Genomic DNA, 26,100 nt, shown 5'->3' with positions numbered 1-26,100 from the left:
GCAAGGAAAGGTTCCCGTTGTGGTTGTCTGAATTAACCCTCCGTAAGCCCGCCCATGCCATAAGATCAGTGGGCACTTTTCCAACGGGGAGCAGATGCGTTTCCACAAGGCGGAATCAGCATTTTTCGTCTTTATATTCGTGATCCTGGCCGCCGGCCTGGTGACGCTGCATGCTTACGGACTTCTGCAGTCCTTCGCCGACGAGTTGCATACGGCTTCGGGTCTGGACAAGGTCATCTATCTCAACAAGCTCTTGTTCGCGACCGGCGTGCTCCTGGCCACCGCGCTGTTCTTCGGCATTTTCTTCATCTATCCGCTGATCCGCAAACAGGCGACGGAGGAAGGCAAGCTGCGCGCCATGACGGTCTCGCTCAGCGCGCGCTCGGAAACACTCGAGCATGCGGCGTTGACCGACGGCCTGACCGGCATGCAGAACCGGCGCTATTTCGATGATGCGCTGAAGGAGTATCTTGAGGAGTTCCGGCGCATCGAAAAGCCCGTCGGGCTGATGATCCTCGATCTCGACCATTTCAAGCAGGTCAACGACACCCACGGCCATGACATCGGCGACGAAGTGCTCAAGGCCGTCGCGAACTGTCTCAAGGACATGACGCGCTACCACGATGTGGTGGCGCGATTGGGCGGCGAGGAGTTCGCCGTGGTCACGCCCAACATGGACGCCGAGCTTCTGGGCAAGTTTGCCGAGCGCATCCGCAAGGCGATCGCCAACATGTCGGTGCTGTCGGGCAATGTCCGCCTCAAGATCACCACCAGCGTCGGGCTCGCCGTCTGGGACCGCAAGGAAACAGCGGAAGAGTTCTATCGCCGCGCCGACCGCCAGCTTTACGAAGCGAAGAGGCAAGGCCGCAACCGCGTCTGCGCCTAAATCCCATCACTGAATTCGTGAGGCTGACCGTCTGGCGCCGTTTTCTGCGCTTCCGATGCTCACGGACTCAAATGTCCGCTCCGCTTCGGTTCTCGAAAACAGCACCACCCGACTCAGCCTGACGAATTCCCTGACGGGATTTACCCAGGCTTTTCCAATGGATATCGGAAGCCCTGACTTGGGTGCTCAGACCCATCCGCCGATGTGCGTGACGCCCAAACTCAATCGTTTTGCGGGCGCAGGCCGAAGGTTGCGGGCTTTAGGCCGTAGCGCATGTCGAAATCGTCGTCCGATGGCGCGCGTGCGGCGGGTGGCTTGCGGTAGTCGGGATCGCCGGCCTGGCGGCCTGAATCGACGACCTCGGCGAAGGCCATCGCCTGCTGCGTTGATTTCGGCACGTTGCGCAGTCGTTCCACGATCGCCACCAGATCGACATCGTCGCCGGCTTTCGACGAGGCGGCTTCTTCGCGCTTGGCGGTGCCAGGAAGCAGGTGGCTCGGCAGTTTTTCGAACTTCAGCCGCATGGTCGTCGCCACGCCTTCGCCGAAGGCGATGGCTTCGCGCTGGCCCATGGAGGACAGGAAGGCAAGCGTCGAGGCGGAAGAATCGGCAATCGCCGAGCGGATGATCGCCTGGTCCTGCTCATTGGCAAGCCGCATGGCGAAAAAAGTCGAGCATTGCGACAGGATGGTCGGGTCGAGCTCGCCAGGGCGCTGGGTGACGACGCCGAGATAGCAGCCATATTTGCGGCCTTCCTTGGCGATGCGCGACAGCGCGTGCCTGGTCGGCGCGAAGCCGAGACGCGGGTCGGCCGGCATATAGCGGTGCGCCTCTTCGCACAAAAACAGAAGCTGCAGCTTGCCCTCGCTCCACAGAGCGAGATCGAAGGCCAGGCGCGCCAGCACCGAGCAGACGGAATTGACCACTTCCGACGGCATGCCGGCCATCTCGAAGCAGGTTACCGGGCGGCCATGATGCGGCACGCGGAAGATGTTGCCGATCGTCTCGTGGATGGTGTCCTCGATCAGGCGCGAGTTGAACATGAAGCGGTAGCGTGGATCGGCCGCCGCCGATTCGATGCGCGTCTTCAGCGATTTGAGCGTCGGGCGATCGGTCTTGCTTTCGAGCATGCCCATGCGCTCATCGATCTGCTTGAGCAGGTCGGCGATGCGGTAAGGCACCGGAGTATCGGCGGTCAGCGCATCGCTGCCGCGCCTGATATAGGAGCCCGAATTCGGGTTGCGGTAGAGATTCTTGGCGGCCGGAATGAGGTCGCGCAAGGCGTCGATTTCTTCCGGCTCGGTCTCGCGGCCCCGGAACAGCACCTCGGCGAATTCCTCCAGCGTGAACATCCAGAACGGAAGATCCAGGGTTTTGGAATCGACCCTGACGCAGTATTCGGGCAGCGATGCAGCGAACTCGTTGTGCGGGTCGAGGATCAGGATGCGCAGATCCGGCCGTGCCGCGATCGACTTGCGCAGCAGCAGCGAGACGGCGGTGGATTTGCCGACGCCGGTGGTGCCGACAATGGCGAAGTGACGCGCCAGCGTATCGTCGATGGCGATGTTGGCGGCGATCGTCTCGTCCTGCGCGAGCGTGCCGATCGTGATCGAATGACGCCCCGCGAGGTCATAGACCGCCTGCAGGTCGCGGGTGCGGATGCGATGCGCAACGGCGCCGATATGCGGATAGGTGGTGATGCCGCGGTCGAAGACCGGTTTGGCGCCGGGCTCTGCTCCGTCACGGACTTCGCCGATCAGCTCGATGCTGACCTCGATGGCGTTCTGGCCCTCATTGCTCCACGCGCGGTCCGACTTGCCGATTGCGTAGACCAGGCCGACGGTTCGCGTCGATCCGAGATTGATGGAAATCATCTTGCCGACCGTCCACAGGCCGGTCACCGCGCCGTCGGCGTCGTTCGCGTAGGCGCTGATGGTGGCGCGCGCGCCATCGCATTGCACGACATTGCCGAGGATGCGCTTGTCGTTCTGCTCTGCGTCGCGGCGCTCCTGCGATGTCGGTTCTCCAACGGAGGCTTCGCGTTCGACATACATGGACAGGCCAATCCCCATTTCCCCTGGAGCATCGATGCTACCCGAATGGGGTTAAGGCCCGATGAGGTCGGATGGTGTAGAGAGCATTAAGGGGCTCGTGGAAATTGTCGCAAGGCGGCTCTTCTCCGGCGTCTATTTTTCGCTATAATAGACATATGGATGATATAGCGAACGACATTTCCTCGACGATCGGCCGCAGGATACACGCCGAAAGGATCGTGCGCGACTGGTCCCTGGCCGAACTCGCGGAGCGTTCCGGCGTCTCGAAGGCGATGCTCAGCACGATCGAGCGGGGCAAGACCAGCCCGACGGCGGCGCTTCTGGTGCGCATCGCGTCGGCCTTCGGCATGACGCTGTCGACCTTGATCGCGCGCGCGGAATTGCAGGGCGGCGGGCTGTTGCGCGAAGCCGACCAGCCGGTGTGGCGCGATCCCGACACCGGCTATGTCAGGCGGCATCTTTCGCCGGCTGGCGATATGCCGCTGGAACTGATCAAGGTGCATCTGCCGGCGGGCGCCAAGGTCAGTTTTCCGGCCGCTTCATACGCCTTCATCAAGCAGCAGATATGGCTGATCTCCGGGCGGCTCGAATTCATCGAAGGTGAGACAGTGCACAAGCTTGTATCAGGCGACTGCCTGGCGCTTGGGGCGCCGTCGGACTGCACCTTCCATGCCCTGGAGCCCGGCGCCGACTATCTCGTCGCGCTGGTCAGGGGCTGACACAATGGCAAGAAGACCAAAGCGCTCCCATAATGGGGGGCCGCCTCTCGATGAGTACAACGGCCCGCCATGGGGCAAGGGCGATCCCTACATCTTTCTTGCCTGGCAGGCAGCGTACGCCAAGGCGTGGAAGGCGCCGAGCCACGAGGTGATGCTGCTGCGCATGGACAGAGCCGAGCGGCTTGGCCTGACCTATGAGGAGTACACGCTCGAGATCCTCGAGCGCGGGCGGCATCTCGGGCACGAAGACGCCGACCGCATCAGCGCCATCAAGGCGGCGCGTAAGCGACGCCGCGCGCGCCATCTGGAGTGACAGCAATGCGCCCGCTTCTATCGCAATCACAGGATATCCTGCACATGAACTCGATCGAGATCGCAACCCTGAACCCGGCTGCCGAGACGCAGGACATGCTGGCCGAATTGCTGGTCGCAACGGTGGCGGCCGGCGGTTCGGTCAGCTTCATGCATCCGTTGGCGCCGCAGGCGGCAAGGGCGTTCTGGGAAAAATCGCTGGCCGCGGCGGCAAGGGGCGAAAGATCGGTGCTTGGCGCCTGGGATGGCAAAAACCTGGTCGGCACCGTGACCTTGCTGCTCGACTGCCCGCCCAACCAGCCGCACCGGGCCGAGATCGCCAAGCTGATGACATCAGTCGATTACCGGGGCAGGGGTGTGGGAACGCGCCTGATGCGGGCCGCCGAGAGCCTTGCCATCGAGAGGGGCCGCACGCTGCTGGTTCTGGACACGGCGACCGAGGAGGGCGCCTCAGGCCTCTATGAGCGGCTGGGCTTCACGCTGGCCGGTGAGATACCGGACTATGCCCTGAAGCCGCATGGCGGGCTGACCGGCACGCTGATTTACTGGAAGCGGATCGGGCCAATCTCGTAACCGGTCATGCCGGCGCGGAGAGGCGTGACAGCAGCCACTGGCGAAAATCCTGTTCGGCACCGGTCAGGCGTGCTGTCGACGCCTTGGTCAGGAAATGCCCCGATGTGCTGGAAAGTTCATAGTCGGAAAGCCTGACCAGCGTCTTGCTGTCGAGCGCCGCATCGACCAGCGGCCGCGAGCCCAAAAGCACGCCGGCGCCGGCGCTCGCCGCCTCCATGGCGGTGACGAAACTGTCGAAGCGGTGCGATCGTCTGGGATGGCCAGCCAGTCCAGCGGCGGCGAACCATTCCGCCCACATTTCGCGCGCGCCGGCGACCAGAAGCAGCGGCAGGGAGGTCCAGTCGGGGTTGCCGGCGAGCACTGGCGCCGCCACCGGCACGAGCCGCTCTGCGGTCAGCCTGTCGGCTTCACGGCCGGGAAAGGATCCGTTGCCAAAACGGATGTCGAGCACCGAGCCCGGCAGGTCGTAGTCAGCAGGGCGATGGATCGTCACCAGATCGAGCTGGATGCGCGGCAGCGCCTTCGCCAGATCGGGCAGCGCCGGGGCGAGCATCAGCAAGGCAAAGGAGATTGGCGCGCGGATCGAGACGGTCTGGATGGCGCGCGGCTCGAACAGTTCCGCGGTGCTGTTGCCGATGGTGGCGAAGGCCGACTGGATGTGGGGCAGGTAAGCCGCACCCTCTGGCGACAGCGCGACGCCGCGCGCCAGCCGCGAAAACAGGCGCGTCTTCAGCCATTCCTCGAGAAGCCGGATGTGCTGGCTGACGGCGGCCTGGGTAAGGCCGAGCTCGGCTGCCGCCGCGGTGAAATTCGACAGCCGCGCCGCCGCCTCGAAACTGCGCAGCCAGTCCAGAGGCGGCACCGGTGTATTTGTACGAGCCATTAGTATTCTGCGGTCATTGGCTAAAAAATGATAATTTGAGTTATGTCTGTCGCGCGATCAACATGCAATCGAAACCCTGCGGATCAGGCTGCGGGGGACGCAATGGACAGGAACGGATCTCCATGCTCACCCAGGCGCGGATCGGCGACGAAGGCAGAACAATCGACCTTGGCTGGCAGGACGGGTCGCGCAGCCGTTTTCACGCCATGTGGCTGCGCGACAATGCGCTGGACGACAAGACGCGCAGCGCCGGCAATGGTCAACGGCTCATCACCATTCTCGACATTCCCGCCGACACCAGGATCGGCGCCGCGTCGATCAAAGGCGGCGCCCTGGAAGTCAGCTTCGTGCCCGAGCAGAAGACGGTCAGCTTTCCCGCGGCATGGCTGAGCGCCAATGCCTATGATCGTGACGCAGGCCGCCAGCCCGGCTGGACAGGCGAGGCCACCGTGCGATGGACCAAGGCCTCGATGCAGAATTCGGTGCCGCGCGCCGGCTATGTTGCGGCCAGCCGCGATCGCGCTGTGCTGGGGCAATGGCTGTCGGCGGTGAAAACCTGTGGCTTCGCGGTGATGGACGATCTGCCGACCGAATCCGGGGCACTGTGCAAAGTGTCCGATCTTTTCGGCTACATCAGGGAAACCAATTACGGGCGCTGGTTCGAAGTGCGCGCCGAGGTCAATCCGAACAATCTCGCCTACACGAATCTCGGCCTCCAGGCGCACACCGACAATCCCTATCGCGACCCTGTGCCGACGCTGCAGATCCTGTCCTGCATCGAGAATACGGTTGAGGGCGGCGAGTCCAGTGTCGTCGATGGGTTTGCAGTCGCGGCTGCGCTGCAGGCTGAGAACCCGGAAGGCTTCCGGCTGCTGAGCTCATGCCCGGCGCGCTTCGAGTATGCCGGCTCTTCCGGCGTGCGGCTGCAGGCGAAGCGGCCGATGATCGAGCTCGGGCCCGATGGCGAGCTGATTTGCATCCGCTTCAACAACCGCTCGCTGGCGCCGACGGTCGACGTGCCGTTCAGCGATATGGAAGCGTACTACGCCGCCTATCGCCGGTTTGCGGAACTGATCGAGGATCCATCCTTCGAGGTGACGTTCAAGCTCGAAGCGGGGCAAGCGTTCATCGTCGACAACACCCGCGTCATGCATGCCCGCAAGGCGTTTTCCGGTACCGGTAAGCGCTGGCTGCAGGGTTGCTACGCAGACAAGGACGGTCTGCTGTCGACGCTCGCGGCAATCGAGCACGGGTTCAAGGAGGCCGCGGAATGAGCGGCCAGGATTTGAACGCGGACACCATCGTCGAGTTCATCGCCGACATCTTCGAGCGCCGGGGCGCCGAATCCTATCTCGGCGAACCCGTCACCATGTCGGAGCACATGCTGCAGGGTGCCTGGTTCGCTGAAAAGGACGGCGCGCCGGACGAACTGGTGGCGGCGGCGCTGCTGCACGACATCGGCCATTACACCAGCGAGTTCGGCACCTATTCGCCCGAGGATGTCGAGGACAAGCATCATGACGAGGCCGGCGGCGAGGTGCTGGCGCCGTTCTTTCCACCTGTCATCGTCGAATGCGTCAGGCTGCATGTCGCCGCCAAGCGCTATCTCTGCGCCACCGACCCGACCTATTTCGGCAGGCTTTCGCAGGCCTCGGTGCACACGCTGTCGCTGCAGGGCGGGCCGATGAATGCCGAGGAGGTCGCCGAGTTCCGCAAGAACCCCTTCCATGAGGAAGCGGTCCGGGTCCGCATCTGGGACGAGAGCGGCAAGATCGCCAACATGAAGACACGGGCGTTTCGCGATTACGTGCCGCTGCTGCAGCGGGTGGTGACGCAGTTCGCCGCGGGCAAGCCGGCGTAAATTCCCCAGGGAAGGAGGCAGGGTGCAAGCCGTGCCTCCTTCTTTCTTCCGGCTTTGCCGGAATGGCGCTCGGCTATCCCTTATGGTGCACCTGCTGCAGCCCGTAGACCGGCGTCGGCAGGCCTGCCTGCCTGGCCTTCAATTGCAGCGACAGAAATTGCGAATAGTGACGTGACTGGTGCAGATTGCCGCCGTGGAACCACAGCGCTTCCTGTTGCGTCGGCTTCCACATGTTGCGCAGCTCACCTTCCCAGGGGCCGGGATCCTTGGTGGTGTTCGAGCCGAGGCCCCAGCATTTGCCGACCTTGTCGGCGGTTTCGCGGGATATCAGATCGGCGGCCCAACCGTTCATCGAGCCGTAGCCGGTGGCGTAGACGATGAGGTCCGCAGGCAGTTCCGACCCGTCGCTGAGCAGAACAGAGTGCTGCTTGATTTCCTCGACGTCGACGCCGCTCTTCAGCTTGATCGAACCATCGATGACCAGCTGCGAGGCGCCAACATCGATATAGTAGCCGGAGCCGCGCCGGAGATACTTCATGAACAGGCCGGATTCGTCGTCGCCCCAGTCGAGCATGAAGCCGGCCTTTTCCAGACCCTTGTAGAATGCCGCGTCGCGCTTCTTCATCTCGGCATAGGCCGGGATCTGGAACTCGTGCAGGATCTTGTAGGGCAGCGAAGCGAAGATGAGATCAGCCTTGGCGGTGGTGATGCCATTCTGCAGCGCCTGCTCCGAATAGAGCGAACCCAGTCCGATTTCCATCAACGTGTCGGACCTGGAGATATGGGTGCTCGAGCGCTGCACCATGGTCACGTCGGCGCCGGCTTCCCAAAGGGCCGCGGCAATGTCATGGGCGGAATTGTTGGAGCCTATGACGACGGCCTTTTTGCCGGCATAGGCGTCGGGACCCGGGTGCTTCGAGGAGTGGTGTTGGTCTCCCTTGAAGGTCTCCATGCCCTTGAATTTTGGCAGATTGGCCTTGCCGGACTGTCCGGTGGCCAGCACCAACTGCTTCGGCTTCAGCGTGATGTCCTTGCCGTCGCGGTGGACGACAACGGTCCATTCCTTTTTCTTGTCGTCATAGGAAGCGCTTTTGGCCTCGGTCGAGGACCAGTAATTCAGCTCCATCACCTTGGTGTACATTTCCAGCCAGTCGCCGATCTTGTCCTTGGGCGAGAAGACCGGCCAGTTCTTGGGGAAGTCGATATAGGGCAGATGGTCGTACCAGACCGGATCATGCAGGCAGAGCGACTTGTAGCGCTTGCGCCAGCTGTCGCCGGCACGCTCGTTCTTCTCGATGATGATGGTGGGCACGCCAAGCTGCCGCAGCCGCGCGCCGAGCGCGATACCGCCCTGGCCGCCACCGATGATCACCGTATAGGGCTGCGTCTTGAAGCCGAGCTCGGCGGTTTCCCTCTCGCGTTCTTCTTTCCATGTCGGACGGTTCTTGCCCGAGCCGTGCCTGGCGCCCATCGGCCGCGCAAAGCCTGCCGGCTCCTCGTGGCCTTTCAGTTCGGCCATGGTGGTCAGCAGCGTCCAGATCTTGCCGTCCTTCAGCCTGACATGGCCGAAGCCGCGTGCCACCTCCGTCTCGAAGCTGATCCAGCCTTCGATCAACCCGTCGCTCTCCGTCGCGTCCTCGCCCTTGGCGATGGCGAAGTGTGACGGCCTGGTCTTCGACAATTGGCTTTCAGCATGTCGCGGACCTGGTCGCGGCCTTCCATGGTCTTGATGTTCCAGGTGAAGGTGACGAGGTCGCGCCAGTAGCAATCCTCTTGAAAGCAATCGACCGCTTTCTCGATGTCATTGGCGGCAAGCGCGGCGCCGAATCGATCGAGCAGGTCGGACAGTTTCTTGCTAGGGGCCGTGTTCTTGCTAGAGGGCTTGTCGAGCATCAGGTTTCCTCCCGTGAAATCCAGATCGTCATGGTGGTGGCTCCGCCGGGCTCGCCGCCGGACGATCAAGTATCGTCAGAGATGGCGGCCCTCGTCACGCCCCACCATAGTTTCCAGCGATTTCAATGGTCTATCCTATAAGTGAGATCGCCGGACAGTTTCGGAATCGCTCGGGCGCCGGAAACGAACGTTCCATTTGTGAATGCCGCGCCGGTCGCGCAAAATTGATGGTCAAATGCCGCAATGCGGTCACCGAGGCCGATGACAACCGATCGGTGAGAAGCCGGGAAGCGGTGGCGGGCAACAGGACGGTTCCCGGGATTTTCTGGATGCGGAACTCTGGAGCCCGTTATGATCATCGTACCTTTTATCCAAGCGTCTTCATGTCGCTCCCTTGGCCGGCGTGGACGCGCAGCGGCAATGGCCGCGGTCATGGCCTTGAGCGCGACCCTGACCGGCCCGCTGGTGCTGCCCGGAACGCAGGCGCATGCGGCGGAAATTGCCGTTACCGTCCGCGAAAGGCTTTCGAACTATGGCGGATGGCGAACCTCCAGCCGCTTCGGCGATGTCTGGGTTCCCTCGGTCCGTACCGAATGGCGACCCTACACCGAAGGCAGGTGGGTCTGGACCGACGATGGCTGGTACTGGCAGTCCACCGAGCCATTTGGCGATGTCGTCTATCACTATGGCCGCTGGGCCTATGATCCCGATTTTGGCTGGGTGTGGATCGCCGGCGATCAATGGGCGCCAGCCTGGGTGGTCTGGCGCCAGGGCGGCAATGATGTCGGCTGGGCGCCGGCACCACCCGACGTAGATGTCGCCTTCGCCGATTCCTGGTGGTGTTTCGTGCCGGTGGCGGCGATCGGCGCGGTCGATCTGGTCAGAGTGGTACGGCCTGCCATTGAGAACGTCGGCATCGTGCGCAACACGACGATCATCAACCAGACGGTCCTGGTCAACAAGGCGCCGCACGTGCGGCTTGGCAATCAGGTGGTTGCAATCAATGCCGGACCCCGGCTGCAGCAACTCCCGAAGCCCGTCATCGAGTCGATCAAGGCGGCAAAATTGGTTCCTCCGCGCAAAGGCGTGTTTGCCAGTGCACGGCTCGATGCTTCCAGGGGCGCCGAGATCAAGAGACTTGCCGGCAATACAAAGGGGAACGGGCAAATCGTGGCGGGCTCCAAGACTGCGATCGGCGGCAAGGCCATTTCCCCCGGCGCGGTGGCTGCCAGCAATCCGGCCGTCGTGAAGCCTGGCGACGCCGTGAGCAAGCGGATGGTCGCCGGCAACGGCGCGAAGGCCGATGCGCTCAAGCTGCATGTCGACAGGACCGCGGGCGACGGACGCATCGTTGTCAAATCGTCGCCCAAACCGGTTTCGCCCAAGCCGGTTTCGGGGCAGCGTCTTGCACTCGGTGGCGGGCAACAAAAGCCGCATCAGCAAGCGTTGGCAGTGCACATGCCCCAGCACCATGGCCCGGCAAGGGTGGCACCCCACCATCCGCCAGAGAAGATGGAGGCCAGGAAGGCGTCCAAATGCGATCCACGCGTTTCCCGCTGCAAGGCGCCGGGCTGACACCGCAGTCGCGCCTGTACGCTGTGCGCGCCGGCGCGATTTTTCCCGTTGACAGGCTGCCTTGCCCGCCCTTAGTGTCCGCCACCATGAAAACGGCACTCATTCTCGTAGGAAAGCGCGTGGGCAAGGCGGTGTAACCGCCGGGCAAAAACCCCCCATGCGCAAGACACAGGCTCCCTCGGGGGCCTTTTTTATTGCCTGAAACACGACTAAACGACCAGCAAACGCCCAATGGCGACAGTACGGGACCAGACCGATGAGCAACGGACAGAACGAGCGGCGCGAGATGACAGGTGCCGAAATGGTGGTGCAGGCGCTGAAGGACAATGGCGTCAAGCATGTCTTCGGCTATCCCGGCGGCGCTGTCCTTCCGATCTATGACGAGATCTTCCAGCAGGACGATGTCGAGCACATACTGGTGCGCCACGAGCAGGGCGCCGGCCATGCAGCCGAAGGCTATGCGCGCTCGACCGGCAAGGCCGGCGTCATGCTGGTGACCTCCGGTCCCGGCGCCACCAATGCCGTGACGCCGCTGCAGGACGCGCTGATGGATTCGATCCCGCTGGTCTGCCTGACGGGGCAGGTGCCGACCTCGCTGATCGGCTCCGACGCTTTTCAGGAATGCGATACGGTTGGCATTACCCGCCCCTGCACCAAGCACAACTGGCTGGTGAAGGACGTGAACGAGCTCGCTGCGACCATCCACGAGGCTTTCCATGTCGCGACCACCGGCCGCCCCGGTCCGGTCGTCGTCGATATCCCGAAGGACGTGCAGTTCGCCAGGGGATTCTACGTCCCGCCGCAGATCGCGCCGCGCACCAGCTACCAGCCAAAGGTCCAGGGCGACCTGGAAAAGATCAAGGCGGCGGTCGAGCTGATGGCCGGTGCCAAGAAGCCGATCATCTACAGCGGCGGCGGCGTCATCAATTCCGGCCCGGAAGCGAGCCATCTGCTGCGCGAACTGGTCGATCTCACCGGTTTCCCGATCACCTCGACGCTGATGGGCCTCGGCGCCTATCCAGCATCGGGCAAGAACTGGATGGGCATGCTCGGCATGCACGGCACCTATGAAGCCAACATGGCCATGCATGACTGCGACGTGATGATCTGCATCGGCGCGCGTTTCGACGACCGCATCACCGGGCGGCTGACCGCCTTCTCGCCGAACTCGAAGAAGATCCACATCGACATCGATCCGTCGTCGATCAACAAGAACGTCCACACCGAGGTCCCGATCATCGGCGATGTCGGCCGGGTGCTGGAGGATATGGTGCGTTTGTGGCGTGCGAGCGCCAAGGCCGACAAGAAGGCGCTCTACCCCTGGTGGGAGCAGATCGCCAAATGGCGTGCGCGCGACTCGCTCGCCTACAAGATGAACAACGACGTGATCATGCCGCAATACGCCATCGAGCGGCTCTACGAACTGACCAAGGGTCTGGACACCTACATCACCACCGAGGTCGGCCAGCACCAGATGTGGGCGGCGCAGCACTATCATTTCGAGAAGCCGAACCGCTGGATGACGTCGGGAGGGCTGGGCACGATGGGTTACGGCCTGCCGGCGGCACTCGGCGTGCAGATCGCGCATCCAGGCGCGCTGGTAATCGACATTGCCGGCGACGCCTCCGTGCAGATGACGATGCAGGAGATGAGCGCGGCCGTGCAGCACGACGCGCCGATCAAGATCTTTATCTTGAACAACCAGTATATGGGCATGGTGCGGCAGTGGCAGCAGTTGCTGCACGGCAACCGGCTGTCGCATTCCTACACCGAGGCGATGCCGGACTTCGTCAAGCTGGCCGAGGCCTATGGCGGCCACGGCATTCGCTGCGAGAAGCCGGACGAGCTGGACGACGCGATCAAGGAGATGATCTCGGTCAGGAAGCCGGTGCTGTTCGACTGCCGCGTGGCGACGCTCGCCAACTGCTTCCCGATGATTCCGTCGGGCAAGGCGCACAATGAGATGCTGTTGCCCGACGAGGCGACCGACGAGGCGGTGGCCAATGCCATCGACGCCAAGGGCAGGGAACTGGTGTAGCCGGCAGAACCAAGGCAGGGCTGTCGCGAGAAAGCCCCGCGCAAACAGAGAATTAGCTCAAGAGCTTGAAAAACGAGATTCATGTCATGAACGCACAGCTACAACCGACCGGCTCCGCCTATTTCATCGCCAAGGAGACGGAAAAGCCGGAAAACCACACGCTTTCCGTGCTGGTCGACAACGAGCCGGGCGTGCTTGCCAGGGTCATCGGCCTGTTTTCCGGGCGTGGCTACAACATCGAGAGCCTGACCGTCTCCGAGACCGAGCATGAAAAACACCTGTCGCGCATCACCATCGTGACGCGCGGCACGCCGCATGTGCTGGAGCAGATCAAGCACCAGCTCGAGCGCATCGTGCCGGTTCACCGCGTCGTCGACCTGACCGTGCGTTCGCATGAATCCGGCCAGGAGCGGCCGCTGGAGCGCGAACTGGCGCTGGTCAAAGTCGCGGGCACCGGCGAGGCCCGCGTCGAGGCGTTGCGGCTGGCCGATGCGTTCCGCGCCAGCGTCATCGACGCCAACACCGAGCATTTCATCTTCGAGATCACCGGCAAAGGCTCCAAGATCGACCAGTTCATCGCCATCATGAAACCGCTCGGCCTGGTCGAAATCTGCCGCACCGGCGTGGCAGCGTTGAACCGCGGCCCGCAGGCGATGTAGGACTTCGGCGGGGCTGGCGTCGAACGCGTCAGCCAGTTTCCATGGTGAGGCCGTCCGTAGCCTTTGCGGGGTCGCCGAGAAGAGACAAGATGCTGACTTGTCAGGGAAGATATCCATGTCGCTCGACGCATTCCTTGCCCTGCTTGTCTACGCCTTCGTGACGTCGATCACGCCGGGGCCAAACAATCTCATGCTTTTGGCATCGGGCGTGAATTTCGGCCTCGTCAGAACCGTTCCGCACATGCTGGGCATCAGCATGGGTTTCCTCGTGCTGCTGCTTGCCGTCGGTCTTGGCCTCGGCGCTGTGTTGACGGCGTTTCCGGCGCTGCATACGGCGCTCAAGATCGCTGGCGGCGCCTATCTTTTGTACCTCGCCTGGAAGATCGCCATGTCGCGCACGCTGACCGGCAAAGGCGAGACGAAAGCGCGGCCCATGCGCTTCATCGAGGCAGCCGCATTCCAGTGGGTCAATCCCAAGGCGTGGGTGATGGCGATCACCGCCATGGCCGTCTATGCCAATGCCGAGCACCCGTTCCTGTCGGTGGTGTTGATCGCCGTGGCTTTCACCATCGTCAATTTGCCGAGCGTCTCGGTGTGGGCCGGGTTCGGCACCGCACTGCGCGGTTTCCTGTCGGACCCGGTGCGGCTGAAATGGTTCAACATCGTCATGGGCGTGCTGCTGGCGGCGACGCTTTGGCCGATGCTCAGGTAGGCCGTGGGGCGCACCATCTGATCGTAGGGGCACCCGGACGCTCGGCGGACCGCCCCCGGATCGGGAGCCGCCCCGTGTTGCACATCCATTGTGCAGTGCACATTAAATCTTCGTAATGCCGCCTTTTGGCCCTTTTCCGACAAAGGCGTGTCCTATCTATTCGGCGAAATCGCGGCAACGGGCCGCGTTGGAATAGAACCATCGGACCACGACGTGTCGGGTGGAGAGGGCCTTTGACCATGCGTGGAAAAGTCATTCTTTCGTTGCTGGCCGTCGCCTGCCTGGGTGCGGCCGGGTGGCTCTATGTTTCGCCTGACGCGCTGGGCAAGGTGCAACAGCTCGTCGGCGTGAAGCAGATGGCGGCGTCGGACAAACCGGCTGCGGGTTCGGACAAGAAAGACGCCAGTGCGGCCCGCTCGGCCTCGATCCTCTCGGCCGTCGCCTCGGCAGCCGATTTCCCGATCCGGCGCTACGCGATCGGCTTCGTCTCCTCTCCCGCCGTCGTCAACATCAATGCGCGCGTGTCCAGCCAGATCGTGTCCATCGACGTCAAGGACGGGCAGATGGTCAAGACCGGCGATCTGCTGTTTTCGCTCGATGACCGGGCGCTGAAGGCGCAGCTTGCCAAGGATCAAGCGGCGCTGGCCAAGGATCAGGCGATGCTCGCCAGCTCGCAGTCCGATCTCCAGCGCGCCAAGGATCTGGTCGCCAAGCAGGCCGGCACGCAGCAGACCTACGACCAGGCCGTCGCCGCGCAGAAGGCTGCCGCAGCGACTGTCGATGCCGACAAGGCGACAATCGACGCCGACAATGTCCAGCTTGGCTTCGCCACGATCACGGCGCCGATTTCCGGCAGGCTGGGCGCAGTCAGCGTCGCCGTCGGCGATCTCGTCACCGTCAGCAATGGCAACAGCAGCACGGCCACTCCGCTGGTGACCATCACCCAGATGGACCCGCTGCAGGTCAACTTCAATCTTCCCGAGAGCAATCTGGCCCTGCTGCACAAGGCGCTCGCCAACCCGCAGCAGGACGCGGTGACACTGACCAAGGATGGCGACCCGACGCCGATCGGCAAGGGTACGCTCGATTTCGTCGACTCCAGCGTCGACACCGCGTCGGGCACGATTGCCACGCGGGCAAGCATTCCCAATGCCGATCTTTCGCTATGGCCCGGCCAGTATGTGAATGTCGTGCTCGACGCCGGCATCATGCCGCAGATGACATCGGTTCCCACGGTCGCGGTGCAGCCAAGCCAGAAGGGGCCGTTCGTCTATGTGGTCAAGCCGGACAACACGGTCGAGATGCGGCCGGTGCAGGTGGCGCTGACCGAAGGCGACAACAGCGCCATCAGCCAGGGGCTGAAAAGCGGTGAGATGGTCGTCACCGAAGGCCAGACGAGGCTGAAGGACGGCGCGGCGGTGCATGAGGGCAAGGCCACGGCGAATGCTGCTCCCAAGGTGGCCGAGGCGACCAACGCCGGCGAGGCGGCCCAATGATCTCCGAATTCTGCATACGCCGACCCGTCGCCACCCTTCTGATGTCGTTCGCCCTCGTGCTGGGCGGGCTGTTCGCCTACAAGTTCCTCCCGGTGGCCGCACTGCCCAGCGCGGAATTCCCGGTGGTCAATGTCTCGGCCTCGCTGCCGGGCGCCTCGCCGGAAACCATGGCGACATCGGTGGCGACGCCACTGATCAAGCAGTTCGCCACCATCGCCGGCATCGATTCGATCTCGACCACGAACTCGCTTGGCCAGACATCGATCGCCATCCAGTTCGTGCTCAACCGCGACATCGACGCGGCAGCAGCCGATGTGCAGGCGGCGATCGCGCGCACGCAGAAATCACTGCCGCCGCAGATGACGGCGCCGCCGAGCTATCGCAAGGTCAATCCGGCCGACGCGCCGATCCTTTTGATGTCGCTGGTCAGCGACACGGTTCCACTGACCGATCTCGATGCTTTCGCGGAAAATGTCATCTCGCCATCGCTATCGACCATCGACGGCGTGGCGCAGGTCTCGATCTTCGGCCAACAGAAATACGCGGTGCGCATCCAGATCGACCCGACCGCGCTTGCCGCACGCGGCATCTCGATCGATCAGCTGCAGGCGGCGGTCGCCTCGGCCAACAGCAACACGCCGCTGGGCGTGCTGCAGAACGACAAGCAGCAGCTCACCATCACCGCCAACACGCAGCTGACCGACGCCGCCGGCTTCTCCAACATCATCATCGCCACCAAAAACGGTCACCCCGTGCGGCTGGGCGAGGTGACCCGCGTGGTCGATTCGGTGCAGACGACCACGACCGCAAGTTGGTACGATGGCACCCGCGCGATCATCATGGCTGTGCAGCGCCAGCCCGATGCCAACACTGTCGACGTCGTCGACAAGGTCAAGGCGATGCTGCCGTCCTTCAAGGACCAGATGCCGGCCGCCGCCGACATCAAGCTGCTTAACGACCGCTCCAGTTCGATCCGGCAGGCGGTCAGCGACGTGCAGTTCACGCTGTTGCTCACCATTGCCCTGGTGATCATGGTGATCTTCGTGTTCCTGCGCCGGGTGACGGCGACGATCATTCCGGCCGTGGCTGTGCCGATCTCGCTGATCGCCACGCTCGGCGCGATGTTCCTGTTCGGCTTTTCCATCGACAACATCTCGCTGATGGGCCTGACGCTCGCCGTCGGCCTCGTCGTCGACGATGCCATCGTGATGCTGGAAAACATCTTCCGCCATATGGAGGAGGAGGGGCTGTCGGCTTTCGATGCGTCGCTGAAGGGCGCGCGCGAAATCGGCTTCACCATCATCTCGATCTCGATTTCGCTGGTGGCGGTGTTCATCCCCGTGCTGCTGATGGGCGGCGTGATCGGACGCATCTTCAACGAGTTCGCCGTCGTGGTGACGGTCGCCATCCTGGCGTCGATGTTCGTGTCGCTGACGCTGACGCCGATGCTGTGCTCGCGGCTGCTGTCGGTGACCAAAGCCGACCGTGACAAGCATGGCCCCGGCCATAAGCAGGACCTCGTCACCCGCGGCTACGACCGGGTCTTGAGCTTCTGCCTGCGCCACACCTTCCTGGTGTTCCTCGTCTTCGTCGGCACCGCGGCAGCGTCGGTGTGGCTGATCCAGACTTCGCCGAAGGGTTTCTTCCCGCAGGAGGACATCGGCCAGATATCGGTGACCACCATCGCACGTCAGGACATCTCTTTCGATGCCATGTCCAGGCTGCAAGGACAGGTCGCCAGCGTCTTCTCGCATTCGCCCTATGTCGACCATGTGGCGTGGTCGGCGGGCAGCGGCAACAATGCGCTCAATCAGGGGCAGCTTTTCGTCCAGCTCAAGGGCAAGGACCAGCGCCCCGATATCGAGAAGGTGCTTTCGGATCTGCGCAAGCAACTGGCCGGCGTGGCGGGCATCGAGACCTACATGCAGCCGGTGCAGAATTTGAGGCTGGGCTCGCGGTCGTCGGCAAGCGCCTACCAGCTCGTGGTTCAGGGCCTTGATACCGGCCTGACCGATATTTGGGCGCAGAAACTGAACGACGCGATGGCTGCCGACCATGCGAACTTCACCGACGTCACCAGCGACCTGCAGAACAATGCGTTGCAGGCGACGCTGGTGGTGGATCGCGACAAGGCCGCCCAGCTCGGTATCGACACCGACACGTTGCGCTCCGCCCTCTATGGCGGGTTCGGCACCGACCAGGTTTCGACAATCTTCGGTTCGGCCGACAGCTACGAAGTCATCACCGAGCTCGATCCCAAGATCGAGTGGTCGCCCGAGCGGATGCTGGCCATCCAGATGAGAACGGCGAGCGGCAGTCTTGTTCCGCTCGGCGCCTTCGCCCGGGTCGATCGCACGGCCGGCGCCCTGACTGTCAACCAGCTCGGCCAGCTTCCAGCCGTGACCATCTCCTACAATCTGCCGCAGGGCGTGGCGCTGGGCGACAGCGTGACGCGCATCAATGCGCTGAAGGAGCAGATCGGCATGCCGACGGTGATCTCGACCACCTTCGCCGGGACGGCCAAGACCTTCCAGGATTCTCTTGCCAACCAGGGTTTTCTGGTCGGCGGCGCAATCCTGACCATCTACATCGTGCTCGGCATCCTCTACGAGAGCTTCATCCACCCGCTGACGATCCTCACCGGCCTGCCGTCGGCCGTGTTAGGAGCGGTCGTTGCGCTGCGCTTCGCCGGCATGGATCTGTCTGTCATCGCGGTGATCGGCATCCTGATGCTGATCGGCATCGTCAAGAAGAACGGCATCATGATGGTCGATGTCGCGCTTGAACTGCGACGAGACGGCATGTCGGCGACCGAGTCGATCCACAAGGCCTGCCTGATGCGGTTCAGGCCGATCATGATGACGACGCTGGCGGCACTGATGGGCACATTCCCGATTGCGCTCGGCACCGGGGCCAGCGCCGAATTGCGCCAGCCGCTGGGCGTTGCCGTTGTCGGTGGTCTGCTTGCCTCGCAGGCGCTGACCCTGTTCGTGACGCCGGTGATCTATGTCTACATGGAGAATTTCTCTGGCTGGCTGGTCGGGCTTTGGTCGAAGCGCAAGGGCGAGCCAAGCCCGGTCGAAGCGGGGGATCAGCCGTCGCTATTCGAGGCCAGGGAAGACATGCTGCCCGAACCGCAGCGGGCGGCGGCCGAATGATGTGACAGGGCCAGCGCCATGTGCCGTTGGCCCAAGCCGTTGCGCTTGCGGCGGCATCACTGGAAACGTAGTTTGCGGCCATGTCACACGATCATGACCACGACAACGAACTCGATCCGTTTGCCGCCCGGGTGCGCGCGCTGGAGACCATCCTCACTCAGAAGGGGCTGATCGATCCGGCCGCGATCGACGTCATCGTCGATACTTACGAGACGAAAATCGGGCCGCGCAACGGCGCCAGGGTGGTGGCCAAAGCCTGGAGCGATCCTGCCTTTGCCGACTGGCTGAAGCGCGACGCGACGGCGGCGATCGAATCGCTCAGCTATACCGGCCGTCAGGGCGAGCACATGCAGGCGGTGTTCAACACCGAGGAGACGCACAATCTCGTCGTCTGCACGCTGTGCTCCTGCTATCCGTGGTCGGTGCTCGGCCTGCCGCCGGTCTGGTACAAGGCGCCGCCCTATCGTTCGCGTGCCGTCATCGATCCGCGCGGCGTGCTGGAGGAGTTCGGGCTGACGCTGCCGGCGGACAAGAAAATCCGCGTCTGGGATTCGACTGCGGAGCTGCGCTATCTCGTCGTGCCGATGCGGCCCGACGGCACCGAGGGCTGGAGCGAGGAGCGGCTGGCGGAACTGGTCAGCCGTGATGCGATGATCGGGACCGGCCTGGCCCAAAGACCTGAAATGGAGGGGCAGCCGGCATGAACGGGCCGCAGGATCTCGGCGGGCAGATGGGGTTCGGTCCCGTCGCGCCCGAACAGGACGAGCCGTATTTTCATGCTGCATGGGAGAGGCGGGCGCTCGGCGTGACGCTGACTGCCGGCGCCATGGGAGCCTGGAACATCGACGAGAGCCGGCATGCGCGGGAATCACTGCATCCGGCCGACTATTATGCCTCCAGCTACTACGAGATCTGGATCAAGGCGCTGGAGGTGCTGCTCAAGCGCCATGGGTTTGTCAGCGAGCGCGACTTGGCTGAGGGCCGAGCGATTGATCCGGCTGCGACACCGAAAAGGGTGCTGAAGGCGGAAAACGTGCCTGCCGTGCTGGCCAAGGGTGGGCCTTGCGACCGGCCGGTGGCACAGCCAGCGCGGTTCAAGGCCGGCGATCCTGTACGGACCAAGAACTTCAACCCGAGCGGCCACACGCGGCTGCCGCGCTATGCGCGCGCCAAGCAGGGGGTGATTGAGGCGGTGCACGACGGTTTCGTGTTCCCCGACAGCAACGCGCATGGACACGGCGAAAATCCGCAATGGGTCTACACCGTGGTTTTCGAAGGGCCGGAAATCTGGGGCGAGGGCGCCGACCCGACGCTAAGCGTGTCGATAGACGCCTGGGAGAGCTATCTTGAGCCGGCGTGATACGGATCTGCCCGAGCTGCCGCCGGGCGTCGATGCGCGGGTGTTTGCCGAGCCATGGCAGGCCGAGGCTTTCGCCATGACAGTGGCGTTGCACGACAAGGGCCTGTTTTCGTGGAGCGAGTGGGCGCAGGCACTGTCGGAAAAAGTGAAGAGACCGGGCGCCGCAGCGGACGGCCATGATTATTACGAACATTGGCTGGCGGCGCTGGAAAGCCTGCTTGCCATCAAAGGGCTGGCCGCGAAGTCGGATGTCGACGCTATGGCTGAAGCCTGGGAGCGCGCCGCGCTTGCCACGCCGCACGGCAAGCCGATCCTGCTGGAAAACGATCCCCAGCCGATTCGATAAGATGTGGGGCGAGCTTGTATGTTCCCTTTACGTTCTTGTCTGCGCCTGATAGCCTGACCCGTCGGCGGCATTGAAGCGTCCCGGCGCATCGATGATGGTGGCCGCTGTCTTGTCTTTCCCTTGCGAATCCGGTCTCTCGCGCTGATGGAATTCTCTTCCCAACAGGACGACGCGCTGAAGGCGGTCGCCCAATGGCTGAAGACCGGCCAGCCGCAGCTGTTCCGGCTGTTCGGCTATGCCGGAACCGGCAAGACGACCTTGGCGCGGTATTTCGCCGAACATGTCGACGGCCAGGTGCAGTTCGCCGCCTTTACCGGCAAGGCGGCGCAGGTGCTGCGCTCCAAGGGTGCAGTCAATGCGCGCACCATCCATTCGCTGATCTATCGGCCGAAGGGCGAGGAATCGGTATCGGACGAGGTCACCGGCAAGACGTCGATGTCGCCGACCTTCTCGCTCAACCGCCAGAGCCCGATTACGCGGGCGAAACTGGTCGTCATCGACGAATGCTCGATGGTCGACGAGCAGCTCGGCCGCGACCTGATGAGTTTCGGCACGCCGATCCTGGTGCTCGGCGACCCAGGCCAGTTGCCGCCGATCTCGGGCGGCGGCTTCTTCACCGACCACGAGCCGGATTTTTTGCTGACCGAAATCCACCGGCAGGCGCGCGACAACCCGATCCTGCGGCTGGCGCTCGATGTGCGCGAGGGCCGTGAATTCATGCGTGGCGACTATGGCACGGCGCAGGTGATCGGCAAGGAAGACGTCACCCAGGAGTTGGTGCTGAAGGCGGACCAGGTGCTGGTCGGCACCAACCGCACGCGTCGCCGCTACAATCAGCGGCTGCGCGAGCTCAAGGGCTTCAACGCCGATTATCCGCAGGCCGGCGACAAGCTCGTCTGCCTGCGCAACGATCCGGCCAAGGGCCTGCTCAACGGCTCGCTGTGGAAGGTGATGACCTCGTCGCGCGAGACGGTGAAGCCCGGCATCAATCTTCTGGTGTCCCCGGAAGAGGACGATCCGGATCGTGGCGTCGCCAAGATCAAGCTGCTCAAGGCGGCGTTCGAGGATCCCGATGCCGATATCCCCTGGCAGCAGAAGAAGCGCTTCGACGATTTCGACTATGGCTACGCGCTGACCGTGCACAAGGCGCAGGGCTCGCAGTGGAACGAGATTGTGCTGTTCGATGAAAGCTGGGCCTTCAAGGAAACCCGCCAGCGCTGGCTCTACACCGCCATCACGCGGGCGGCCGAGCGGCTGACGATCGTCAGGTAGGGGCGCCGGATGCTGTTGCCCCGATAGGCTGTGCGGCAAGCCATTGCCAGGCGGCAGCCTCGTCCTCCGCCCTGAAATGCCTGATTTCGATGGGCGGTGAGGACGGCAGAAAGCGTTGTGCGTCCGCTATCCAGTCCGGTTCGCCGATGGTTGCGCAACGGCCGACATGTTCCAATGCATGAATGGCGCCCTGCTTCAGGGTCTCGTCCGCGATATCGGCCCAGTCGACGCCATCGTGGTCGACGAGGCGCACCAGCACATCGATGCGCGAGTGCAGGGCATAGGCTGCCTCCAGCAGCCCGAAAAGATTTTCACCGTCGGCCGCGGAAACGTGCCCGACGACATCGATGGCGAAAAGGTCGTCGCGGCTGGTCTCGATACGGCGGATTGCCGGAACCTCATCGAGAAAATGCATCGGTGCGTCCTTTCCCGGGTTCGCTCATCAGGCTTGGAACACGCGAAACCCCCAGTCTGTTCCCACCAAAGGCATTACTGTTCCCGTCAAAGGCATTATAGGTGGGCGCGTTGAATGATTTCCGAGGCCACCCGCATGCCTGCAAAGCTCTCCGTCAACCTCAATGCCATCGCCATGCTGCGCAACCGGCGCGACCTGCCGTGGCCAAGCGTGACCGGCCTCGGCCGCATTGCGCTGGCGGCCGGAGCGCATGGGCTGACGGTGCATCCACGCCCCGACGAGCGGCACACAAGACACTCCGATCTGCCTGAGATTCGGTCGCTGATCGACGACGAGTTTCCGCGCGCGGAATTCAACATCGAGGGCTATCCGACCGAGGATTTCCTGGTGCTTGTGGAAAAGCACCAGCCCGAACAGGTGACTTTGGTGCCGGACGATCCGGCCCAGGCGACATCGGACCATGGCTGGAACTTCGCCACCCGGGCCGCGTTCCTCACACCGATCGTCAAGCGTCTGAAAAAGGGGGGCTTTCGCGTGTCGCTGTTTTCCGATCCGGACCCCGATTGGGTGGCGGCCGCCCGCGATGTCGGCGCCGACCGTATCGAACTCTATACGGGTCCATATGGTAGCTATCACACAGATTCCGCCAAAGCGGCTAAGGAGCTGGAAAGACTGGGAAAAACCGCCGACGCCGCGCTTGCTGCCGGGCTTCAGGTCAATGCCGGGCACGATCTGGTGGTCAGCAATCTGCCCGCACTTGCCAAGCGCATTCCGGCATTGGCCGAAGTGTCGATCGGACATGGGTTGACAGCCGACGCGTTGGAGTATGGCATGGCCGGCACGGTGGGTCGGTTCCTCAAGGCCTGCGGATGGTAGCGATGGCAGCCTCGCGTGGCAGGCATGGCAGCCATTACGCGACGGCACTTGATATTGCATTGCAGCAAGCGTAGAGCACCGCGCGCTTATCGGAGTGTCGTCCATGGCCCTTACCAATACTGGTAGTGAGGCAGAACCCGTCGAACAATCGAGCCATTCGGAAGTCGAGCAGCACAGCACCAAGGTTCTGATGCTGGGCGCGCTCGGTGTCGTCTATGGGGATATCGGCACCAGCCCGATCTACGCCTTTCGCGAGGCGCTGGTGGCGTCGTCGGGCGGACAAGTCGCCCAGCGCGGCGATATTCTGGGCGTTTTGTCGCTGATCATCTGGTCGCTGACGATCATCGTCACCATCAAATACATCATGTTCGTGCTGCGGGCGAACAACCGCGGCGAGGGCGGCGTGCTGTCGCTGATGGCGCNTGATGGCGCTGGCGCGCGGCAGTTTCCCCAAGCGCTCGGCGCTGATGCTCGGCATCGGCATTGTCGGGGCATCGCTTTTCTTCGGTGATGCCGTCATCACGCCGGCGATATCGGTGCTGTCGGCGGTTGAGGGCATGAATGTCGTCACGCCGACCTTCCAGCCCTATGTCGTGCCGCTGACACTGGTCATTCTTGCCATGGTGTTTGCGGTGCAGCGCTTTGGCACGGGCGGGGTGGGATTGGTCTTCGGTCCCGTGACGGCGGTGTGGTTCCTGGCGATCGGCCTTTCAGGTCTCNGCCTTCCTGATCAATTCGCCCGACGTCGCTTTCGTGACCATCGGCGCCATCTTCCTCGCCGTCACCGGCGCGGAAGCACTCTATGCCGATCTCGGTCATTTCGGCCGCAAGCCGATCGTGCTCGCCTGGCTGTGGGTCGTGTTTCCGTGCCTGCTGCTCAATTATGCCGGGCAGGGCGCTTTCGTGCTGGCCAAGAACGGCGTCGTCGGCCATCCGTTCTTCGAAATGAATGAAGGCTGGACGCTGATCCCGATGGTCGTGCTGGCGACCGCCGCGACGGTCATCGCCAGCCAGGCGGTGATCTCGGGCGCCTTCTCGCTGACCAGGCAGGCGGTGCAGCTCAACATGCTGCCGCGCCTTGAAATCCTGCACACCTCGGAGAAACAGTCCGGCCAGATCTACATGCCGCGCGTCAACCTGCTGCTGGCGCTGGTGGTGATGATGCTGGTCGTCGGCTTCGGCGAATCCAGCAGGCTGGCGTCGGCATACGGCATCTCGGTGACCGGCAACATGCTGGTGACCACGGTGCTCTTGTTTGTGGTCATGACGCGGATCTGGAAATGGCGGCTGTGGGTCGCGGTCGCCATGACGGCGTTGTTCGGCTTCATCGATGTCGGCTTTTTTGCCTCCAACATCGTCAAGGTCTTCGAGGGCGGCTGGGCCTCGCTGGCCGTGGCCTTCACCATCGTGCTGGCCATGTGGACCTGGGTGCGCGGCAGCCGCTATCTGTTCGACAAGACCCGCCGCAACGAAATCCCGCTCGATTNACGCTGACCTTCGGCTACATGGAGCAGCCGAACATCCCGCGCGCGCTGGCGATCTGCCGCAAGCAAGGCTGGAAGTTCGACATCATGACGACCTCGTTCTTCCTGTCACGGCGTTCGCTCAAGGCCTCGCCCAATTCCGGCATGCCGGTGTGGCAGGACCGGTTGTTCATCGGCCTGGCGCGTACGGCGGCCGACGCGACGGAGTACTTCCAGATCCCGACCGGACGCGTCGTCGAGATCGGAACGCAAGTGACGATTTAGGGCATGCCGCGGTTGAGAAGAATCGGTGCTGTCACATTGATTGAGCGGTAAGGAAATTCAGGTAGCAGCGCGCCCGGCACTGTAAGTTTCAGCGGCTTGATGCAGCGATAGCTGGCCGGGACGGCTGTCACGCTGTGGCGACACACGCGATTTTGTTCCAGATTTGCATGGGGCGTTACGCAGGTCTCGATGTTGAGCCGATGACAGCGCATTGCAGGGAAAGTGAGCAGGTCGGCAATCGGATCATGGATGGAAACGAACCGCTGAAGCTGGCGTGCCGACTTGAAGCGTTTCATGATCCTTTCGCGTCGTCGGGTCGGCTGGTGCGAATTTTCCGCTCGATTATTCAGGCCTGTGTGCGACCGGTGTTCGACGCCGGGCATGAGGTCGCGCATGGCGGCATCATAGGATCGGAGCTTGTCGGTGATCATGATCCGTGGTGTCCGCCCTTGAGCTTTCAGCAACTTGCGCATCAGACGCTTTGCCGCCTTGGCATTTCGGCGGCTTTGTACCAGCACTTCGAGGACGAAGCCGTCCTGATCGACGGCACGCCGGAGCCACTGCTTCTTGCCACTGATAGCCACGACACATTCGTCGAGATGCCATTTATCGCCCAGGCAGCCGGCTGATATTGATCTCCTGGGCGGAATGCCGTCCGAATTTCTCCGCGCAGCTTCGAACGGTCTGATGCGTGACGATGATGCCGCGGGCCGCCAGCATGTCCTCAACCATGCGCAGGCTGAGCGGAAAGCGAAAGTAGAGCCATACCGCGTGCGCAATGATCTCGGCGGGAAAGCGGTGGCGACCATAGAGCGGATCACGAGCAACTTCTGACATGGCCCAATGTACGCACATCTTCATAAGCTGTCGGTTGACTTTACGATGCCGCGCCAAGCGAGCAGCATCCGGCCGGCGGGGCCGACCCCGTCTCCCGGCCGTGAGCAGAACGGCATCGCGCAGGTGCCGCTTCATCCTCGACCGGCCAGCCTGCTTTGCCGTTACCGCCGCCGCCGAAAGCGCCAGGCGTTGCCGCCAGGCGCCGATCCGCCGGCAGCGGTTCGTTTCCACCGATGATCCGAGTGCCAACCAGTTCCACTTTCCCCCAATACCTGCGTAACGCCGCCATGCAAATCTGGAACAAAATCGCGTATGTCGCCGCAGCATGACAGCCGTCCCGACCAGCTATCGCTGCATCAATACGCTGATATCTTTACAGTGCCCGCACGCCTCTCGCGCGCCAACGGCCAGTCGGGTGTCGCGAATG

20 protein-coding genes and 4 pseudogenes are annotated in these 26,100 nt (G+C 63.0%); 18 read left to right on the top strand and 6 right to left on the bottom strand.

Going from position 1 to position 26,100, the window contains the following annotated elements:
* Positions 1–94 precede the first annotated feature (94 nt).
* Entirely contained in the window at positions 95–886 is a 792-nt protein-coding gene (locus X735_RS142285; RefSeq protein ID WP_023813066.1) for a GGDEF domain-containing protein, read from the top strand.
* Between the two features lie 221 nt (positions 887–1,107).
* On the opposite strand, the gene X735_RS142290 is transcribed toward X735_RS142285, so the two are convergent.
* Entirely contained in the window at positions 1,108–2,940 is a 1,833-nt protein-coding gene (locus tag X735_RS142290) for an ATP-binding protein (RefSeq protein WP_023813065.1), read from the bottom strand.
* A 155-nt stretch (positions 2,941–3,095) separates the two neighbouring features.
* Between X735_RS142290 and X735_RS142295 the strand changes: the two genes are divergently transcribed.
* From X735_RS142295 to X735_RS142305, 3 genes are read left to right on the top strand one after another with little or no spacing between them, the layout of a single operon-like run.
* Positions 3,096–3,659: an XRE family transcriptional regulator gene (locus tag X735_RS142295; RefSeq protein WP_023813064.1), complete on the top strand. Its 564-nt coding sequence runs from the start codon at positions 3,096–3,098 to the stop codon at positions 3,657–3,659.
* Between the two features lie 4 nt (positions 3,660–3,663).
* On the top strand, positions 3,664–3,972 hold the full coding sequence (locus X735_RS142300; RefSeq protein WP_023813063.1) for a hypothetical protein: 309 nt from the start codon (positions 3,664–3,666) through the stop codon (positions 3,970–3,972).
* A 44-nt stretch (positions 3,973–4,016) separates the two neighbouring features.
* Positions 4,017–4,544, top strand: a complete 528-nt coding sequence (locus X735_RS142305) for an N-acetyltransferase (RefSeq protein ID WP_023813062.1) — start codon at positions 4,017–4,019, stop codon at positions 4,542–4,544.
* Between the two features lie 4 nt (positions 4,545–4,548).
* Here the strand turns inward: X735_RS142305 and X735_RS142310 are convergent, their stop codons facing one another.
* Positions 4,549–5,427: a LysR family transcriptional regulator gene (locus tag X735_RS142310; RefSeq protein WP_023813061.1), complete on the bottom strand. Its 879-nt coding sequence runs from the start codon at positions 5,425–5,427 to the stop codon at positions 4,549–4,551.
* Between the two features lie 122 nt (positions 5,428–5,549).
* Between X735_RS142310 and X735_RS142315 the strand changes: the two genes are divergently transcribed.
* Positions 5,550–6,701 (top strand): gamma-butyrobetaine dioxygenase, encoded by a 1,152-nt coding sequence (locus tag X735_RS142315; RefSeq protein WP_023813060.1) that lies wholly within the window; start codon positions 5,550–5,552, stop codon positions 6,699–6,701.
* Complete coding sequence (locus tag X735_RS142320; RefSeq protein WP_023813059.1) at positions 6,698–7,288, top strand: HD domain-containing protein; 591 nt, start codon at positions 6,698–6,700, stop codon at positions 7,286–7,288. Before X735_RS142315 ends, X735_RS142320 begins: the two co-directional genes overlap by 4 nt.
* A 73-nt stretch (positions 7,289–7,361) precedes the next feature.
* Here X735_RS142320 and X735_RS01000000166235 read toward each other — a convergent pair.
* Positions 7,362–9,181, bottom strand: a pseudogene (locus X735_RS01000000166235) (NAD(P)/FAD-dependent oxidoreductase).
* Between the two features lie 432 nt (positions 9,182–9,613).
* Between X735_RS01000000166235 and X735_RS142325 the strand changes: the two are divergent.
* The 10 genes from X735_RS142325 (at position 9,614) to X735_RS142370 (ending at position 21,797) form a co-directional block, all read left to right on the top strand.
* Complete coding sequence (locus X735_RS142325; RefSeq protein WP_245273282.1) at positions 9,614–10,756, top strand: DUF6600 domain-containing protein; 1,143 nt, start codon at positions 9,614–9,616, stop codon at positions 10,754–10,756.
* A gap of 256 nt (positions 10,757–11,012) precedes the next feature.
* Positions 11,013–12,794, top strand: coding sequence for an acetolactate synthase 3 large subunit (locus X735_RS142330; protein WP_081734942.1), 1,782 nt, complete (start codon positions 11,013–11,015; stop codon positions 12,792–12,794).
* An 86-nt stretch (positions 12,795–12,880) separates the two neighbouring features.
* Positions 12,881–13,453, top strand: coding sequence for an acetolactate synthase small subunit (gene ilvN, locus X735_RS142335; RefSeq protein WP_023757090.1), 573 nt, complete (start codon positions 12,881–12,883; stop codon positions 13,451–13,453).
* Positions 13,454–13,568: 115 nt separating this feature from the next.
* A complete protein-coding gene (locus X735_RS142340; RefSeq protein WP_023813056.1) occupies positions 13,569–14,165 on the top strand; it encodes a LysE family translocator in 597 nt (198 codons plus the stop codon).
* A 239-nt stretch (positions 14,166–14,404) separates the two neighbouring features.
* Entirely contained in the window at positions 14,405–15,661 is a 1,257-nt protein-coding gene (locus X735_RS142345) for an efflux RND transporter periplasmic adaptor subunit (RefSeq protein WP_023813055.1), read from the top strand.
* Positions 15,658–18,819 (top strand): efflux RND transporter permease subunit, encoded by a 3,162-nt coding sequence (locus X735_RS142350; RefSeq protein ID WP_023813054.1) that lies wholly within the window; start codon positions 15,658–15,660, stop codon positions 18,817–18,819. Before X735_RS142345 ends, X735_RS142350 begins: the two co-directional genes overlap by 4 nt.
* Before the next feature lie 80 nt (positions 18,820–18,899).
* A complete protein-coding gene (gene nthA, locus X735_RS142355) occupies positions 18,900–19,523 on the top strand; it encodes a nitrile hydratase subunit alpha (RefSeq protein WP_023813053.1) in 624 nt (207 codons plus the stop codon).
* Positions 19,520–20,179: a nitrile hydratase subunit beta gene (gene nthB / locus X735_RS142360; RefSeq protein ID WP_023813052.1), complete on the top strand. Its 660-nt coding sequence runs from the start codon at positions 19,520–19,522 to the stop codon at positions 20,177–20,179. Before nthA ends, nthB begins: the two co-directional genes overlap by 4 nt.
* The gene (locus X735_RS142365; protein ID WP_023813051.1) at positions 20,166–20,525 is read left to right on the top strand and encodes a nitrile hydratase accessory protein; all 360 of its coding nucleotides are present in this window, start codon (positions 20,166–20,168) and stop codon (positions 20,523–20,525) included. Before nthB ends, X735_RS142365 begins: the two co-directional genes overlap by 14 nt.
* Before the next feature lie 144 nt (positions 20,526–20,669).
* A complete protein-coding gene (locus X735_RS142370; RefSeq protein WP_023813050.1) occupies positions 20,670–21,797 on the top strand; it encodes an ATP-dependent RecD-like DNA helicase in 1,128 nt (375 codons plus the stop codon).
* Here the strand turns inward: X735_RS142370 and X735_RS142375 are convergent.
* Positions 21,790–22,212, bottom strand: a complete 423-nt coding sequence (locus X735_RS142375; RefSeq protein ID WP_023813049.1) for an STAS/SEC14 domain-containing protein — start codon at positions 22,210–22,212, stop codon at positions 21,790–21,792. The genes X735_RS142370 and X735_RS142375 overlap by 8 nt on opposite strands.
* A gap of 135 nt (positions 22,213–22,347) precedes the next feature.
* Here X735_RS142375 and X735_RS142380 point away from each other — a divergent pair, with 135 nt between their 5' ends.
* On the top strand, positions 22,348–23,088 hold the full coding sequence (locus tag X735_RS142380; protein ID WP_023813048.1) for a pyridoxine 5'-phosphate synthase: 741 nt from the start codon (positions 22,348–22,350) through the stop codon (positions 23,086–23,088).
* Positions 23,089–23,191: 103 nt separating this feature from the next.
* A pseudogene (locus X735_RS01000000166230) lies at positions 23,192–24,836 on the top strand (potassium transporter Kup).
* 57 nt (positions 24,837–24,893) lie between these two features.
* Here X735_RS01000000166230 and X735_RS01000000166225 read toward each other — a convergent pair.
* Both X735_RS01000000166225 and X735_RS1000000168945 read right to left on the bottom strand, forming a co-directional pair.
* Positions 24,894–25,673 (bottom strand): annotated as a pseudogene (locus X735_RS01000000166225) (IS6 family transposase).
* A 27-nt stretch (positions 25,674–25,700) separates the two neighbouring features.
* Positions 25,701–26,000, bottom strand: a pseudogene (locus tag X735_RS1000000168945) (DUF1403 family protein); the annotation flags it as partial.
* Between the last annotated feature and the right edge of the window lie 100 nt (positions 26,001–26,100).

The organism is Mesorhizobium sp. L2C084A000 (assembly GCF_000502875.1).
Lineage (GTDB): Bacteria > Pseudomonadota > Alphaproteobacteria > Rhizobiales > Rhizobiaceae > Mesorhizobium.
Note: the sequence above shows the minus strand (reverse complement) of the source record. Positions and strands in the feature narration are given on the sequence as shown.